The 16,817-nt window shown below is 65.3% G+C and carries 9 protein-coding genes; 7 read left to right on the top strand and 2 right to left on the bottom strand.

The genetic code is table 11. The annotated features are described in order from the left end of the window. Position 1: 1 nt before the first annotated feature. On the bottom strand, positions 2-919 hold the full coding sequence (gene ypfJ / locus VF34_RS17065) for a KPN_02809 family neutral zinc metallopeptidase (RefSeq protein WP_032372495.1): 918 nt from the start codon (positions 917-919) through the stop codon (positions 2-4). 169 nt (positions 920-1,088) lie between these two features. Between ypfJ and aspS the strand changes: the two genes are divergently transcribed. Then, positions 1,089-2,876 (top strand): aspartate--tRNA ligase, encoded by a 1,788-nt coding sequence (aspS, locus tag VF34_RS17060; RefSeq protein ID WP_032372494.1) that lies wholly within the window; start codon positions 1,089-1,091, stop codon positions 2,874-2,876. Between the two features lie 81 nt (positions 2,877-2,957). Here aspS and VF34_RS17055 read toward each other — a convergent pair whose 3' ends face one another. Next, complete coding sequence (locus VF34_RS17055; protein WP_032372493.1) at positions 2,958-4,004, bottom strand: DUF2189 domain-containing protein; 1,047 nt, start codon at positions 4,002-4,004, stop codon at positions 2,958-2,960. Positions 4,005-4,234: 230 nt separating this feature from the next. On the opposite strand from VF34_RS17055, the gene VF34_RS17050 reads away from it, so the two are divergent. The 6 genes from VF34_RS17050 to alaS all read left to right on the top strand — a co-directional run bounded on the left by VF34_RS17050 (position 4,235) and on the right by alaS (position 16,817). Continuing rightward, complete coding sequence (locus VF34_RS17050; protein ID WP_032372492.1) at positions 4,235-7,624, top strand: transglutaminase family protein; 3,390 nt, start codon at positions 4,235-4,237, stop codon at positions 7,622-7,624. Between the two features lie 126 nt (positions 7,625-7,750). Then, positions 7,751-10,435 carry a circularly permuted type 2 ATP-grasp protein gene (locus VF34_RS17045; RefSeq protein WP_032372491.1) on the top strand — a complete coding sequence of 895 codons (2,685 nt, stop codon included), beginning with the start codon at positions 7,751-7,753 and terminating at the stop codon, positions 10,433-10,435. Next, positions 10,432-11,340: a transglutaminase family protein gene (locus VF34_RS17040; RefSeq protein WP_032372490.1), complete on the top strand. Its 909-nt coding sequence runs from the start codon at positions 10,432-10,434 to the stop codon at positions 11,338-11,340. Before VF34_RS17045 ends, VF34_RS17040 begins: the two co-directional genes overlap by 4 nt. Before the next feature lie 153 nt (positions 11,341-11,493). Then, entirely contained in the window at positions 11,494-12,663 is a 1,170-nt protein-coding gene (locus VF34_RS17035) for a protein kinase family protein (protein WP_032372489.1), read from the top strand. A 133-nt stretch (positions 12,664-12,796) separates the two neighbouring features. Then, on the top strand, positions 12,797-14,104 hold the full coding sequence (locus VF34_RS17030) for a replication-associated recombination protein A (RefSeq protein WP_442970689.1): 1,308 nt from the start codon (positions 12,797-12,799) through the stop codon (positions 14,102-14,104). A gap of 43 nt (positions 14,105-14,147) precedes the next feature. Next, on the top strand, positions 14,148-16,817 hold the full coding sequence (gene alaS, locus VF34_RS17025) for an alanine--tRNA ligase (protein ID WP_032372487.1): 2,670 nt from the start codon (positions 14,148-14,150) through the stop codon (positions 16,815-16,817).

Here is a 16,817-nt window from a genome sequence, read left to right as displayed (position 1 = left end):
TTCAGGGATTGTCGAGGTCGCGAGCCGAGAACGTGTCGCAGGCCGCCACTTGTCCGGTCTCGTAGCCGGTGGAGAACCACGCCTGGCGCTGGGCGGACGAGCCGTGCGTCCAGCCCTCGGGGTTGACCCGGCCGGTGGACGCCTGCTGAATCCGGTCGTCGCCCACCGACGACGCTGCCGACAGGGCATCGTCGATATCGGTGGCGGTCAGCGGTTCGAGGAACGGGACGCCGGTGTCCGGGTCGACGGTCTCGGCTGCGTAATGCGCCCAGATTCCGGCGTAGCAGTCGGCTTGCAACTCCACCTTGACGCCGCCGGACTCGGGTCCCTGCGGATCGGCCTGCGCGCGGCCTATGTCGCCCAGCTGATTTTGGATGTGGTGGCCGATCTCGTGCGCCACGACGTACTCCTGCGCCAGGGGGCCGCCGCTGGAGCCGAATTGATCGACGAGGACCTGAAAGAAGCTCGTGTCGAAATAGGCGGTGGAATCGGCCGGGCAGTAGAACGGACCGACGGAGCTGGTCGCGTTACCGCACCCGGTGTTCGTAGCGCCGGAGAACAACCGCACGTCCGGCTGGACGTAGGCGACGCCGGTCTGCGACTGCAATTGTGATTCCCAGACGGTGTCCAAGCTCGACGCCGTGAACCCGATACGGCAATCGACGCTGCTGTTCGCCTCTGCGACGGTGCATTCGAGAGTTCCCGACGACCCGGAGCCGTTCTGCCCGGCGGAACTGTCGCCGCCGCTGATCTGGTTCAGGATTGCGCCGGGATCGCCGCCGAACAGCAGTGCAAGGACGATGATGACCAGTCCACCCGCTCCGCCGCCGATGGCCAACTTGCCTCGTCCGCCGCCCCCTCCGCTACCGCCGACGGAAACTCGGCCCGGCTCCATTTGCGAGCCTTCTCTGAACGTCATGCTGGAGTTCCCCTCCGCCGAGCCCGCATACTCCGTGCGAACCGATACCGCCGTTGTCGGCCCTAGCTTCGCATGCCGGGACGGGATCTCGTTTCCTTCTGCGGCGATGCGCTCCGTAGGATCGAGGATCGAACAACACGATCAGCGGATTTTTCTCGAAAGGACACCCGTGCTGCGCACCCATCTCGCCGGCTCATTACGCCCCGAGCACGTCGACCGAACTGTGACGTTGACGGGATGGGTGGCCCGTCGACGCGATCACGGTGGCGTCATCTTCATCGATCTGCGTGACGCGTCCGGTGTGTCCCAGGTCGTGTTCCGTGAGGGTGCTGCGCTCGAGCAGGCCCACCGACTGCGCGCCGAGTACGTGGTGAAGGTGACCGGCAAGGTCGAGGGTCGTCCGGAGGGCAACGCGAACTACGAGATCCCCACCGGCGCCATCGAGGTCGAGGCATCCGAGATCGAGGTGTTGTCCGAGGCCGCACCGTTGCCGTTCCAGCTCGACGATCAGCCCGGTGAGGAAGCACGCCTCAAGTACCGCTACCTAGACTTGCGCCGTGAGGGCCCCGGCCATGCCATTCGACTGCGTTCGCACGTCAACGCCGCCGCCCGATCGGTTCTGGCGCACCACGAGTTCGTCGAGGTCGAGACCCCGACGCTGACGCGTTCCACCCCCGAAGGCGCACGGGACTTCCTCGTTCCCGCTCGTCTGCAGCCGGGTAGCTTCTACGCACTGCCGCAGAGCCCACAGCTGTTCAAGCAGCTGCTGATGGTCGGCGGTATCGAGCGGTACTACCAGATCGCTCGCTGCTATCGAGACGAAGACTTCCGTGCCGATCGTCAGCCCGAGTTCACCCAGCTCGACGTCGAGATGAGCTTCGTCACCCAGGACGACGTCATCCTGTTGGCCGAGGAAATTCTGGCGTCGCTGTGGAAGCTCGTCGGGCACCACTTCACGGCACCCATCCCGCGGATCACCTATGCCGAGGCCATGCGCCGGTACGGCTCCGACAAGCCCGATCTTCGATTCGACATCGAACTGGTCGAGTGCACGGACTTCTTCTCCGACACCACGTTCCGCGTCTTTCAGGCTCCGTACGTCGGTGCGGTCGTCATGCCCGGTGGTGCGTCGCAGCCCCGTAAGCAGCTCGACCGTTGGCAGGAATTCGCCAAGCAGCGTGGCCACAAGGGCCTGGCCTACGTGCTGGTCGGTGAGGACGGCACCCTCGGCGGCCCGGTCGCGAAGAACCTGACCGACGCCGAACGGGACGGCCTCGCTGCGCACGTCGGCGCGAAGAACGGCGACGCGATCTTCTTCTCCGCCGGTCCGGTCAAGGCCTCCCGCGGACTGCTCGGCGCCGTCCGCGGCGAGATCGCACGCAAGCTCGACCTGATCGACCCCAAGGCGTGGGCGTTCGTGTGGGTCGTCGACGCGCCGCTGTTCGAGCCCACGTCCGACGCCACCGCCAGTGGCGACGTCGCCGTCGGGTCCGGGGCGTGGACGGCCGTGCACCATGCGTTCACGTCGCCGAAGCCGGAGTCGATGGACACATTCGACACCGATCCGGGATCTGCTCTGGCCTACGCCTACGACATCGTCTGCAACGGAAACGAGATCGGCGGCGGCAGTATTCGTATCCATCGCAAGGACATTCAGGAACGAGTGTTTGCGATCATGGGGATCGGCAAGGAAGAGGCCCAGGAGAAGTTCGGCTTCCTTCTCGATGCCTTCAGCTACGGCGCGCCGCCGCACGGCGGAATCGCGTTCGGTTGGGATCGCATCACCGCGCTGCTCGCCGGAGTCGATTCCATCCGTGAGGTCATCGCATTCCCCAAGTCCGGTGGCGGCATCGACCCGTTGACCGACGCGCCTGCACCGATCACCGCGCAGCAGCGCAAGGAATCGGGCGTCGACTTCAAGCCGGAGAAGAAGGAAGAAGCGCCGACAGAGGCCTAGCTTCCACTCGAGGTCCGCAAGAACGAATGTCCCCGTAACGCAGTGCGTTACGGGGACATTCGCGTCTGTCGTGGTGCGAGATCAGCGCGCGGGAGTCAGGGGCCCGCCGGTGAGTACGCGGTAGGCGTAGTTGGTGGCGATCACCGAGACCGGAAGGGTGATGAGCAGACCGAGGCCGCACAGCACAATGCCGACGAAGTTGATGGCGGCGAGGGCCAGCAACAGCAGCAGGACCGGGCCGAAGTTCTTGACCGTCAGGTCTATAGACGACTTGATCGACTCGATCGCCGACTGGTTGCGATCGATCAGGAAAGTCAGTGCGAAGTTCGCGAGGAAACCGATCACGATCAGCAGGACGGTGCCCAGGAACGGAACGAAGCTCAGCACGACGCTGGCCACCGTCCAGATCAAAGCCAGTACCGCAATCTGCGGAACGTTCGTGAGTTGGAAGAACCTGCCGAACGTCGGCTTCTGTGGCCCACCCGTTTCGTCCAACGCTCCCCGTACGTATGCCGCATTCACGAAGTAGGACACGAATGTCGCGATCGTGGTCACCACCAGGAATGCGCCCGACGTCGCCGCGACGGCAGTACTTTCACCTCGGTCGGCAGCAGCGACCGCGGCCGTCAGGGTCGACGCGAACGTGACGATGAACACGGCGACGCTGACCGCCCACACGATGGCCGTAATACCGAGCCACGGTCCGGTGTTGGCCTTGAACTTGTCGAAGCCGTAGCTCAGTGCAGCACCGACGTCGAGTCGACCGGGGTTGGGTCCGAGAGGTGTCTGTCCGTAGTTCTGATTTCCGTAGTTCCCGTAGTTCCCGGGCGGCGGTGGGTAATTGCCGGGCGGGGGTGGATAGCCACCGGGCGCACCCTGAGGTGGGTAGTTTCCGGGCGGCGGTGGGTAGTTTCCGGGAGGGGGAGGATAGCCGCCCTGAGGCGGGTAGTTGCCTTGGGGCGGGTAGTTGCCGGGCGGGGGAGGATAACCGCCCGGGGCACCGCCCTGATGCGGGTAGTTGCCGGGCGGTGGGTACCCGCTTCCCGGTGTCTGCGGCGTGTTCGGGTCCGGCTTGTCCGGGTTGGGTCCGCGACCGTATTGCGGTCCGTCGGGCGGGTTTTCACTCACGATTCACCCTTCATGTCTGGCGTGGTACGTCGACGATTCGTCCGCATTTTCGAAGCTGAGCGAACCGTAGACCGCTGAGTTGTGTCAAGGCGTTCGACACGTGGACGGTCGTGCGGGCCCGAATACCGTCGGGCATCGTCGATGGTTCGAATTCTTGCCGAGCGCACCGGGCCGGGGCCCACTAGGGTTGTTGTTTCTACCCATACCGGGACTATCACGAGGGGCTCGCCGTGGGCATCAAGGTTGCACTCGAACATCGCACCAGTTACCGATTCGACCGCACGGTCAAGATCTTTCCGCACGAGATCAGGCTGCGACCGGCACCGCATTCGCGCACTCCGATCGAGGCGTATTCGCTGAAGATCGAGCCGGCCGAGCATTTCGTCAACTGGCAGCAGGACGTCTTCGGCAACTTTCTCGCCCGCGTGGTGTTCCCCGAGCGAACCGACCATCTGTCCATCACGGTCGGACTCGTTGCGGACATGGCGTCGATCAATCCGTTGGATTTTTTCGTCGAGGAATGGGCGGAGCACTTCGGCTTCGCATACGAGGAACACGATCTGCCCGATCTCGAGCCCTATCTTCGCCCGGTGGACGAGGACAAGGCCGGTTCCGGGCCCGGGCCGGTCGTGTCCGCGTGGGTGGAGAAGCTGCAGGCCGCCGTCGTCGAGCGCGGAGAATCGTTGCGCACCATCGACTTTCTCGTCATGGCCAATCAGGCCGTGATGGCGGACGTCGGCTACTCAGTGCGGATGGAGCCCGGAGTGCAGACCCCGGACCTGACGTTGACGTCCGCCGTGGGATCGTGCCGTGACTCCGCGTGGTTGCTGGTGTCGGTCCTTCGTCAGATGGGCCTGGCCGCGCGTTTCGTCTCGGGTTACCTCGTCCAATTGTCCTCGGACGTGAAATCGCTGGACGGTCCGTCCGGGCCGGTCGAGGACTTCACCGACCTGCACGCCTGGACCGAGGTGTACCTCCCCGGTGCCGGTTGGGTCGGAATGGACCCCACCTCGGGCTTGTTCGCGGGCGAGGGTCACATTCCACTGTCGGCCACGCCGCATCCGTCGACCGCGGCCGCGATTTCCGGCGCGACGAGCAAATGCACAGCCGAACTGGACTTCTCGAACACGGTGGTGCGTGTTCACGAGGATCCGCGTACAACGTTGCCGTACACGGCCGAGCAGTGGGACGCGATCGAGGCCACGGCCGAGAAGATCGACCGGCGCATGCTCGATCAGGACATTCGATTGACCGTCGGTGGTGAGCCGACGTTCGTCGCCATCGAGAACCAGGAAGCGCCCGAGTGGAACACCACCGCAGACGGTCCGCACAAGCGCAAGCTGGCCAGCGTTCTCGCAGAACGACTTCGAACCATCTACGCGCCCGACGGCATGGTCCAGCGCAGCCAGGGCAAATGGTATCCCGGTGAGCCTCTCCCACGATGGCAGGTGGGTTTGTTCTGGCGCACCGACGGCCAGGCACTGTGGCACGACTCGGACCTCATAGCCGATCCGTGGTCGGCGGACGATCTGCGTCCTGATCCAGTCGACAATTCAGTATCGCAGAAGCTGATCGACCGACTGGTCGACGGATTGGGTCTGCCCGCCTCGCAAGCGCGTCCGGCCTACGAGGACCCGCTCGTCAAGCTGTTGGATCTGGTGCGTCAGCCCTACGGGGATCCGCCGGCCGACGCCGACGATCTCGAACCGGGGACAGATTCCGCAGCTGCGAGAAGGCTTCTCCTCGAACGGCTCGACGCCAGTACCGACGAACCGGCGGCATTCGTGTTGCCGATCTCGCGGACCGAGGACGGCACTGGCTGGCAAAGCGCCGACTGGAAGCTGCGACGTGGGCGAATCGTGTTGTTGGAGGGGGATTCTCCCGCCGGGCTCCGTCTGCCGCTACGAGCGATCTCGTGGGACGGGGGGCCGGTCGAGAACCCGGCCGATCCCACCGCACCGAAACCCGATCTGCCGACCCCGCAGCTGACGCAGCAACCACCCCGGGCCGTCGACCCGGCCGAGTCACGCTACGCGCAGGCGGTGCGGGAGACGTCCGGAGTGGGTGGAACTGCGGTGACCGCACTGGTCGCCGAGGTACGCGACGGCGTACTGCACGTGTTCATGCCGCCGATGGATCGATTGGACGACTTCGTCGATCTGGTCTCTCGGGTGGAGCGCGCCGCATCCGCGATCGAGACACCGGTCGTCCTCGAGGGCTACGGCCCGCCTTCGGATCCCCGTATCCAAACCCTCACGGTCACTCCGGATCCCGGGGTCATCGAGGTGAACGTTCAGCCGACGTCGTCGTGGGCGGAGCAGAACGAGCTGATGGAGCGCTTGTATCTCGAGGCGCGTAAATCACGGTTGAGTACCGAGGGTTTCGACAACGACGGCACCACCCGGGGCACCGGCGGTGGCAACCACATCACCCTGGGTGGCGTCACACCGTCCGATTCGCCGGTGCTGCGCCGACCGGACCTGCTGGTGTCTCTGTTGACACACTGGCAACGTCACCCGTCGCTGTCGTACCTGTTCTCGGGTCGATTCATCGGTACCACCTCGCAGGCCCCCCGAGCCGACGAAGGTCGTGAGGAGTCGCTCTACGAGCTCGAGGTTGCGTTCAGCGAGATCAAGCGTCTGACCGGTGCCGACCGTTCGGCATCGCCGTGGGTCGTCGATCGGGCGCTGCGGCACCTGCTCACCGACATCACCGGGAACACGCACCGTGCCGAGTTCTGCATCGACAAGCTGTACAGCCCCGACTCCACCCGCGGCAGGCTCGGTCTGCTCGAACTTCGCGGATTCGAGATGCCGCCGCATCATCAGATGGCGATGGTGCAGTCCTTGCTCGTGCGCTCGATGGTCTCGCGATTCTGGGATACCCCGCTCGAAGCACCACTGATTCGGCACGGTGCCAACCTGCACGGTCGGTACATGTTGCCGCACTTCGTGATCGGTGACATCGGCCGGGTCGCCGAGGATCTTCGCGAGCACGGCATCGAATTCGACACCAGCTGGCTGGACCCGTTCACCGAGTTTCGTTTCCCGCGCATCGGTACCACCGTCGTCGGCGATGCCGAGATCGAACTGCGCGGTGCAATCGAGCCGTGGAACACGCTCGGGGAAGAGTCGACGTCGTCGGGCACGGCGCGCTACGTGGACTCCTCGGTCGAGCGCATCCAGGTTCGCGTTGCCGGTGCCGATGTGGGCCGCTACCTGTTGACCTGCAACGGGGTGCCGGTACCGATGTTGCGCACCGAGCGACAGGACGTCCACTTCGCCGGAGTTCGCTATCGCGCCTGGCAGCCGCCGAGCGCGCTGCATCCCACGATCGAGGTGCAGAGTCCCTTGCGATTCGATCTGGTGGAGATGCAGACCGGGCGCGCAGTCGGTGGGTGTTCGTATCACGTGGTGCACCCCGGCGGACGGTCGTACGACGGTCCACCGGTCAACTCGGTGGAGGCGGAAGCGCGACGCAACGGCCGGTTCGAGGAGGGCGGGTTCACGTCCGGCAAGGTGGACATAGCAAGATTGCTCGAGATGCACGCTCGCCAAGCGATCGACGTGACTGCGCCCGGCATGCTGGACCTGCGCCGGACCGGGGTTCACACGTCCTGAGGCGGGCAGAAAAGAACGAGTCGACCGGTAGCGATTGCGGTCCGACGCGGAACGGGTGGATTCGGCAACGACCACACCTCATCCGGCGACGGAGTGTGATCGACCGACGGAAGGAACAACGGCTCGATGGTGCCCGTGGATACCGCTCACAGTGAGGCGGGCCGCAACGAGACGGCGGCCGGTGCGCCCGACCCCGTGTCACCCGACCTGGTGTCACCGTGGCTCGAATACCACGGTCGACGTGAGGCCGTGACGGGTCGTAGAGATCTGTTCGACGAGATGCTCGGTGCCGACGACACGGTGCGTCCGCACTGGGCGGAGCTGGTCGACGGTATGCGCGACGCCGGCCCGGGTGCGATGCAGACGTTGCAGTCTCGGGTCAGTCGGCTGGTCGACGACCACGGAATCACCTACAACCCGATTCCGACGGGCAGCAACGAGCCCGGGCCCAGTTCTGTGCGGTGGGGACTGGACAGCGTCCCGTACGTCGTTGCAGCGGACGAATGGGATCGGCTCGAAGCGGGGCTGGTCCAGCGTTCGCAACTGCTCGACGCCATCCTGACCGACATCTACGGAGCGCAGGAGACAGTCCGGCGCGGTTCGATTCCGCCCGAGCTCATCTTCGGCAACCCCGGCTATCTTCGGCCTGCTCACGCCATCACCGTTCCGGGTCCGCATCAGTTGTTCATGCACGCAGCCGACATCGCGCGCGGGTCCGACGGCCGGTTCTCGGTCGTTGCGGATCGCACTCAGGCACCGTCCGGGGTGGGGTATGCGCTGGCCGATCGCCGAGTGATGTCGCGGGCGATGCCCGAGTTGTTCCAGGCGAGCAATCCGAGGCCGTTGTCGACTTTCGCTCGGGCGATGCGCTTGGCTCTGCGTGACGCTGCACCCGCGTCCGCCGAGGATCCTGTCGTGGTGGTGTTGACGCCGGGTTCGCATTCCGAGACGGCATTCGACCAGGCCTATCTGGCAACGGTTCTGGGCTTTCCGCTCGTCGAGAACGCCGATCTGGTGGTGCGGGACGGCTGTTTGTGGATGCGTTCGCTCGGCACACTGCGACGGGTGGACGTGGTGTTACGACGCGTCGACGCCGAGTTCGTCGACCCGCTCGATCTGCGTCCGGATTCGCATCTGGGTGTGGTCGGTCTGGTCGAGGTCCTGCGGCGCGGTGCGGTGAGCGTGGTCAACACTCTCGGTAGCGGAGTCCTCGAGAATCCCGCACTGACACCGTTGCTGCCGGCTCTGAGCCGGGCTCTGCTGGATGAGGATCTGACTCTCGATTCGGTCCCCACCTATTGGGGTGGTGATCCGATCGCACTCTCGCACATGCGAACTCGCTTCCGATCGCTGGTATTGAGATCCACCGTGTCCCGACGCGCGGTCGTGGGTCACGATCTCACCGAGCACGCGGCCCGGGCGCTGTGGGACGAGGTCGAGGCAGCTCCGTGGAAATGGACCGGTCAGGAAGTGCCGGAGTTCTCATTGGCTCCGGTGGGTTCGTCCTGGGGCAGCGGGTCGGGGGAGCAGTTGGCGGTTGCTCCCGCCCAGGTCGGAATGCGCTTGTTCACCGTCGCGCAGCGGGTCGGCTACACCCCGATGCGAGGCGGTCTCGGTCAGGTCATGATCACGGCGCCGGTCACCGAACCGCTCATCACCGTCGCGTCCAAGGACGTGTGGGTCAAGTCGGTGGAGAGGGTCACGCCGGCCGATTCTGCTCCGCACACTCCGCCTGCCACGGTGGAGGAGTTGCCGCAGTACGCCGCGTCCAACGTCGAGGTGGTCAGTTCCCCGCGTGTGCTGGGCGATCTCTTCTGGTTCGGTCGGTACAGCGAACGCGCGGAGGACATGACGCGTCTGCTCATCGCCGCCCGGGAGCGGGATCAGGACTATCGGTCGATGCCGTGGCTCGACGGCAGCGACAGCCTGCCGATTCTGCTGGAAGCGGTCACGAAGGTATCGCGCACGGGACCGGGATTCCTGGACGAGACGATCCGCGCCGATGCGATGGCCGAAATGCGCTCGCTGATGCTCTCGGTGGAGCGCCTCGGTTCACTGGCGCAGTCGGTCGACCGGATGCAACAGGCAGCTCGTGCGGTGCGCGATCAACTCTCGAACGACACTTGGGCAGTGCTCGCTCGCATCGACACCGCGCTCGAGGAGTTGGGCGAGTCGGCCGTCAACAACGGTGCCCAGTTGGCTGCATCGCAATCGAGCGTGCTGCGTGGTCTGCTCGCGCTGTCCGGACTGGCGTCGGAGTCGATGGTTCGGGACGCCGGTTGGTACCTGATGGACGCGGGCAAGCGAATCGAGCGGGGATTGCAACTGACAGCGTTGCTGTCAGCGACTCTGAGTCACGCCCTGACGCCGTCCACCGAACAGGCGGTCATCGATTCGGTGCTGTCTGCGGCAGAGTCCTCGGTGATCTATCGCCGACGCAACAGTGGTCGTGCACGGCCGGCTGCAGTTGCGCAGCTGCTGCTGTTCGACGCCGGCAACCCTCGCGCACTGGTGTACCAACTCGACCGCCTTCGTGACGATCTCGGGGCGCTACCGGATGCGTCCGGTAGCTCGCGGCCCGAACAACTCGTCGAGCAGATGCGGGTTCGGTTGCGGCGCGTCGACCCGGGTGATCTGGAGTCGGTCGACGCCACCGGGCGGCGGGTGGAACTTATCGAGCTCGTGGACGGTATTCACGATTCGCTCGAAGAACTGTCCCGAGTTGTTCTCGCGACGCACATGTCGCTGCCGGGCGGTACCCAGCCGCTGTGGGGCAGCGTCGGTGCGCGGATCGGAAGCGGGGCACGATGACGAGTCGTCGGTACCGAATCAAGCACATCACCACGTACACCTACTCCGATCGCGTCACGTCGTCCTACGGGCGAGGATTTCTCGCGCCGCGGGACATGGATGGGCAGCACTGCGTCGAGAAGTCGGTCACGGTGGAGCCGCCACCCACCGATCAATCGTTCGGCGTCGATGTCTACGGCAACGAAGACGTGTACTTCCACGTGACCAACGATCACGAGAAGCTGGTCGTCACGGCGGATTCGCTCGTCGAGGTGTACCCGCGGCCGGTGGACGAGACCACGTCGTGGCCTGCGACTGCCCCGTGGGAATCGGCCCGGATGGCCATGTTCGACCCCACCAGGACCGATGCAGCGGACTCGGCACGTTCATCGGCGGTGGAGTTCGCCCTCGATCTGCCGACGCCGGAGATCACGGACGAGGTGAGAGCGTACGCCGCGCCCAGTTTCACGCCGGGGCGTCCGCTCGCGGACGTCATCGTCGATCTGACGCACCGGATCTTCATCGACTTTCGGTATCTGTCCGGGTCCACGACGGTATCGACCACCGTGGTCGACGTCCTCGCCGCACGTTCGGGGGTCTGTCAGGACTTCGCTCGGTTGGCCATCGCCTGTCTGCGGTCGCAGGGGTTGGCGGCACGGTACGTGTCGGGCTATCTCGCCACGGAACCGCCACCGGGCAAGGAACGCATGATCGGTGTCGATGCGACCCATGCGTGGGCCGCGGTGTGGATGCCCGACGACCGCTGGCTGGCCTTCGATCCGACCAATGATCAGCTGGTCGACGAGCGGTACGCGACGGTCGCCTGGGGCCGCGACTATGCCGACGTTCCGCCGCTGCGCGGGGTCATCTACACCGAGGCCGAGAAGAGCACGATCGCGGTGTCGGTAGACGTTGCACCGATGTAATTCGCGCTGCATACTTTGGTGGCTTCGGGGTAACCGGCCAGCTGGTCGGGTCTACGAACAGGATCTCGAAAGCCGCAAAACGGACAATCGTGTCTCTTTCGTAGCCGGCGACACGGCACAGTACGACGTAGCGAACAGGTAGCTTGGACAACGATGACCGCAACACTTGCAGACCCTGTATCCGAGGTAGTGGCAGCAGCCCAGCGACTACTGACCAAGCGCACCGGGGCACCGGTGACGCTGATCGATCCCGTCGACCTCGGGGGTAGTGGCCAAGCCATCGTGTTGCGAGTGAAGGTGTCCGAGAATCCTTTTCAGCTTCCGCGAACCCTTGTCGTCAAGCAGGTGCGCGATCTTCCCGGAGAATCGGAGCTGCATTCCGAGCTCACCGATGTCGCCGGGTCGAGTGCATTTCTGCGCGAGGCCGCCTCGTACCAGTTCGCGAATGCGCTGGCCACCGACAGCAGGCCGGGGCCGGAGCTGCACGCCTACGATCTCGATGCTCGGCTGTTGATTCTGAGCGACCTCGGTGACGCCAGTGCGATCCCCACGCTGCTGCGCAGTTCCGATGCATCGATGGTCACCAACTCGTTGATGGCCATGGCTCAGGCGCTCGGGCGCATGCATGCGGCAACCGTGGGCCGTGAGGACGATTTCGCAGCATTGCTTCGGCGGGTCGGCCAGCCCGACTCGGCTGACGGAATTTCCGCGCAGATACCCGACGCTCTCGCCGCGGTACCCGGCATGTTGACCGGATTGCTCGGAGTAGGGGCACCACCGGACGTCCTTCTCGAACGGGTCTCGCGCAGCGGACGGCTGTTCGCTCACGGGGCGTTCCGTGCCTTCAGCCCGTCGGATCTGTGTCCCGACAACATCATCGTCAACGACGAAGGCGTTCGATTCCTCGACTACGAGTGGGGCGGTTTTCGAGACGCCACTCTCGACATCACGTACGCGTTGGCGTCGTTCCCGGGGTGTCTGTGCAGTTTCGAGCTCTCGCACGATCGCGAGCAGGCCATGATCGACGCGTGGCGTTCGGAGGTCGTCGGCATCTGGCCTGCACTGGCGGACGACCACGTGCTGGCGACCAAGCTGCTCGACGCGAGGTTGATCTGGGTGTGGCTGACCACGTACTGGTTCCTACCCGACGATCACACTCGAATTGCCGCGGCGCGCGCACATCAGCTGTCGGTACCGCGGTCGCAGGCGCTGATTTCGCGTTGGTCGGTGCTCCAGGACAGCGCAGTGCGTTCGGGAGAGCCCGATATCGCCGACTACGCCGAGTCGGTCGTGTCCGCTCTGCGGGCGAAGCGGGACCGCTGAGCGCGAACGCGTTCGCCTTTCGTACCGTCGAATCGGTAGCGTTCGACCGGTGAGCGGCGGTTTCGGAAGTGACATCTCGGACGACGAGTCGGACGGCGACGGATTGTTCGATCCGCCCGCGGCACCGGATCCGATGATCGACGAGCCCCGTCCTACTTCCACGTACACGCGACCCGACGCACCGCTCGCGGTACGCATGCGACCGACGACGCTCGACGAGGTCGTCGGACAGTCTCATCTGCTGGCACCCGGCGCACCGTTGCGTCGTCTCGTCGAGGGATCCGGAGCGTCCTCGGTGATGCTGTACGGCCCGCCCGGAACAGGGAAAACCACGCTGGCGTCGTTGATCTCGGGGGCGACCGGTCGCAAGTTCGAGGCGTTGTCCGCCCTGTCGGCCGGGGTCAAGGAAGTGCGCAACGTCATCGAACTCGCGCGCCGCCGGCTGTTGTCCGGTGAGCAGACCGTGTTGTTCATCGACGAGGTCCACCGTTTCTCCAAGACCCAGCAGGACGCACTGCTCGCCGCCGTCGAGAACCGAATCGTGTTGCTCGTGGCCGCCACGACGGAGAATCCGTCCTTTTCTGTGGTGTCACCACTGCTGTCGAGATCGCTGGTGCTGCAATTGCAGCCGCTCGGCTCCGAGGACATCGAACTGTTGCTGACCCGTGCGGCCAACGATCCCCGAGGCCTGGACGGTGCGGTGACCATCGCCGAGGACGCAATGGATCACCTGGTGCGGCTTTCCGCCGGTGACGCCCGCCGAGCGTTGACGGCCCTCGAGGCGGCAGCGGGCGCCGCAACCGACGGAACGCTGGACCTCGCGACGGTCGAGGCCAGTGTCGACAAGGCCGCGGTGCGCTACGACCGTGACGGCGACCAGCACTACGACGTCATCAGCGCGTTCATCAAGTCGATCAGGGGATCCGACGTCGATGCCGCACTCCATTACCTCGCGCGCATGATCACCGCGGGGGAGGACGCCCGTTTCATCGCGCGGCGGCTCGTCGTCCATGCGAGCGAGGACATCGGGATGGCCGATCCCACCGCACTGCAGACGGCCACCGCCGCGGCGAGTGCCGTGCAGATGATCGGGATGCCGGAGGCGCGACTGGCGCTGGCGCAGGCAACCATTCACCTGGCGACAGCGCCCAAGTCCGGTGCCGTGATCGGCGCCCTCGGAGCGGCCATGGCGGACGTCGCCGCAGGCAAGTCCGGATCGGTGCCTCCGCATCTGCGCGACGGCCACTACAAGGGTGCCCAGGGGTTGGGCAACGCGGTCGGATACAAATACCCGCACAGCAGTCCGGGTGGCGTGCTGGGGCAACAGTATCCGCCCGACGAACTGGTGGGCGTGAACTACTACGAGCCCACCGAACACGGTGCCGAGCGCGAAATCGCGACCAGGGTGGGGAAACTGCGGCGCATCATCCGAGGCCGATAGGCCCTCGAATCGGCACAGGGTCTGACGACGCTAACCTGTATCAGTGCAGACCCATGAGATCCGCAGGCGTTTCCTCGACCATTTCGTGAAGGCGGGACACACCGAAGTACCCAGTGCGTCGTTGATCCTCGACGATCCCAACCTGCTGTTCGTCAACGCGGGCATGGTTCCCTTCGTGCCGTTCTTCCTCGGGCAGCAGACGCCGCCGTACAAGACGGCGACGAGCGTCCAGAAGTGCGTGCGCACCCTCGACATCGAGAACGTCGGTATCACCACTCGGCACAACACGTTCTTCCAGATGGCCGGAAACTTCTCGTTCGGCGATTACTTCAAGCGCGACGCGATCAAGCATGCCTGGACCCTGCTGACCGACAGCGTCGAAGACGGCGGCTACGGGTTCGATCCCGAGCGGATCTGGGCCACGGCCTACCTCGACGACGACGAGGCGATCGAGCTGTGGAAGGAGATCGCCGGTCTGCCCGACGAACGCATCCAACGTCGTGGAATGGCCGACAACTACTGGTCCATGGGAATCCCCGGACCCTGTGGGCCCTGCTCGGAGATCTACTACGACCGAGGCCCCGAGTTCGGTGCCGAAGGCGGCCCCGAAGCCGACGAGGACCGGTACATCGAAATCTGGAACCTCGTCTTCATGCAGAACGAACGCGGCCAAGGCATCAGCAAGGACGATTTCGAGATCCTCGGCCCACTGCCGAAGAAGAACATCGACACCGGCATGGGCGTCGAGCGCGTCGCATTCCTGCTCCAAGGCGTCGACAACGTGTACGAGACCGATCTCGTGCGGCCGGTCATCGCCAAGGCAGAGGAGCTGTCGGGTCGGACCTACGGCAGTAACCACGACGACGACGTCCGCTTCCGCGTCATCGCCGACCACGCGCGCACCGCTGCATTGCTGATCTCCGATGGAGTCAATCCCGGCAACGACGGCCGCGGCTACGTGCTTCGGCGCCTGCTGCGTCGCATCGTCCGATCCGCGCGACTCCTCGGCGCACCCGACGAGACGATGGCGCAGTTCATCACCGTCGTCCGCGACACCATGGCCGAGTCGTACCCCAACCTGGTCACGGACTTCGATCGCATCCTCACCGTCGCAGTGGGGGAGGAGACCGCCTTCCTCAAGACCCTGACGTCGGGCTCGCGGCTGTTCGAGGGTGCCGCGGAGGCCGTCAAGGCGTCGGGCGCGAAAAAGATCGGCGGCGCCGAAGCCTTCGCGCTGCACGACACCTACGGGTTCCCGATCGACCTGACGCTCGAAATGGCCGCCGAGGCCGGACTGTCCGTGGACGAAGACGGATTCCGCTCGTTGATGGCCGAGCAACGCACTCGCGCCAAAGAGGACGCCCGCGCGCGCAAGCATGCACACGCCGACCTCACCGTCTACAAGGATTTCGTCGACGGTTCGCCGACCGAGTTCACCGGGTTCGACGAACTCGGTTCCGAGGCAACGGTTCTCGCGTTGATCTCCAACGGCGTTCGGGTTCCGACCGCGGTCGCCGGCGAGAGCGTGGAGATCATCCTCGACCGCAGCCCGCTGTACGCGGAATCCGGTGGTCAGATCGCCGACATCGGCACCATCACCGCACCCGGCCTGACCGTCAAGGTCAACGATGTGCAGAAGATCGCCAAGAAGGTATGGACCCACAAGTCCGTGGTCGACGCCGGCCAGATCACCGAGGGCGACACGGTGCACGTCGACGTCGACCACGCCTGGCGCAAGGGCGCCACCCAAGGGCACTCGGGCACGCACATGGTCCACGCTGCACTGCGCCAGGTGCTCGGACCCAATGCGACGCAGGCAGGCTCGCTGAACAAGCCGGGGTACCTGCGCTTCGACTTCTCCTGGCAGGGCTCGTTGTCCGAGGCGCAGCGCGACGACATCGAGAATGTCGCCAACGATGCGGTCGGCTCGGACTACGAGGTCAACACCCTCGTCACCGACCTCGACAGCGCCAAGAAGATGGGGGCCATGGCGCTGTTCGGCGAGAACTACGGCGACGAGGTCCGCGTGGTCGAGATCGGCGGGCCGTTCTCGATGGAACTGTGCGGTGGCACTCACGTCCAACACTCGTCGCAGATCGGTCCGGTCACCATCCTCGGCGAATCCTCGGTCGGCTCGGGAGTACGCCGCGTCGAAGCCTTCGTCGGCCTCGACTCGTACCGCTACCTGGCGAAGGAACGCGCGCTGTTGGCCGGCGTCGCGTCGTCGTTGAAGGTCCCGTCCGAGGAGGTGCCGGCGCGCATCGAGAATCTGGTCGAACGTCTTCGGGTCGCCGAGAAGGAACTGGAGTCGGTCAAAGCCGCGGCCGTACTGGCCTCGGCGGGAGAGTACGTCGGCAAAGCCGAACGGTTCGGTGACGTACGAGCAGTCGTCGCGCAGGCACCCGACGGCGTCGGCGGCAACGACCTGCGGACGCTCGCCACCGACATCCGCGGCCGACTCGGCACCGATCCGGCCGTCGTCGTGCTGTTCGGCACGGTCGGCGGCAAGGTCCCGTTCGTGGTCTCGGTGAACAAGGCCGCCCAGGAGACCGGAATCGCGGCCGGCGAGCTGGTCGCGTCGTTCGGTCCGAGCATCGGTGGCCGAGGTGGTGGCAAGCCCGAACTCGCCCAGGGATCGGGCTCGGATGTCGCGGGCATCGCCGCAGGGATCGACGCCGCTCGGGCGCGATTGACCGAACTCACCACCCACTGA

The sequence above is a fragment of the Rhodococcus sp. PML026 genome, from assembly GCF_000963615.1.
Lineage (GTDB): Bacteria > Actinomycetota > Actinomycetes > Mycobacteriales > Mycobacteriaceae > Rhodococcoides > Rhodococcoides fascians.
This window is presented reverse-complemented; position numbering and strand designations above follow the sequence as displayed.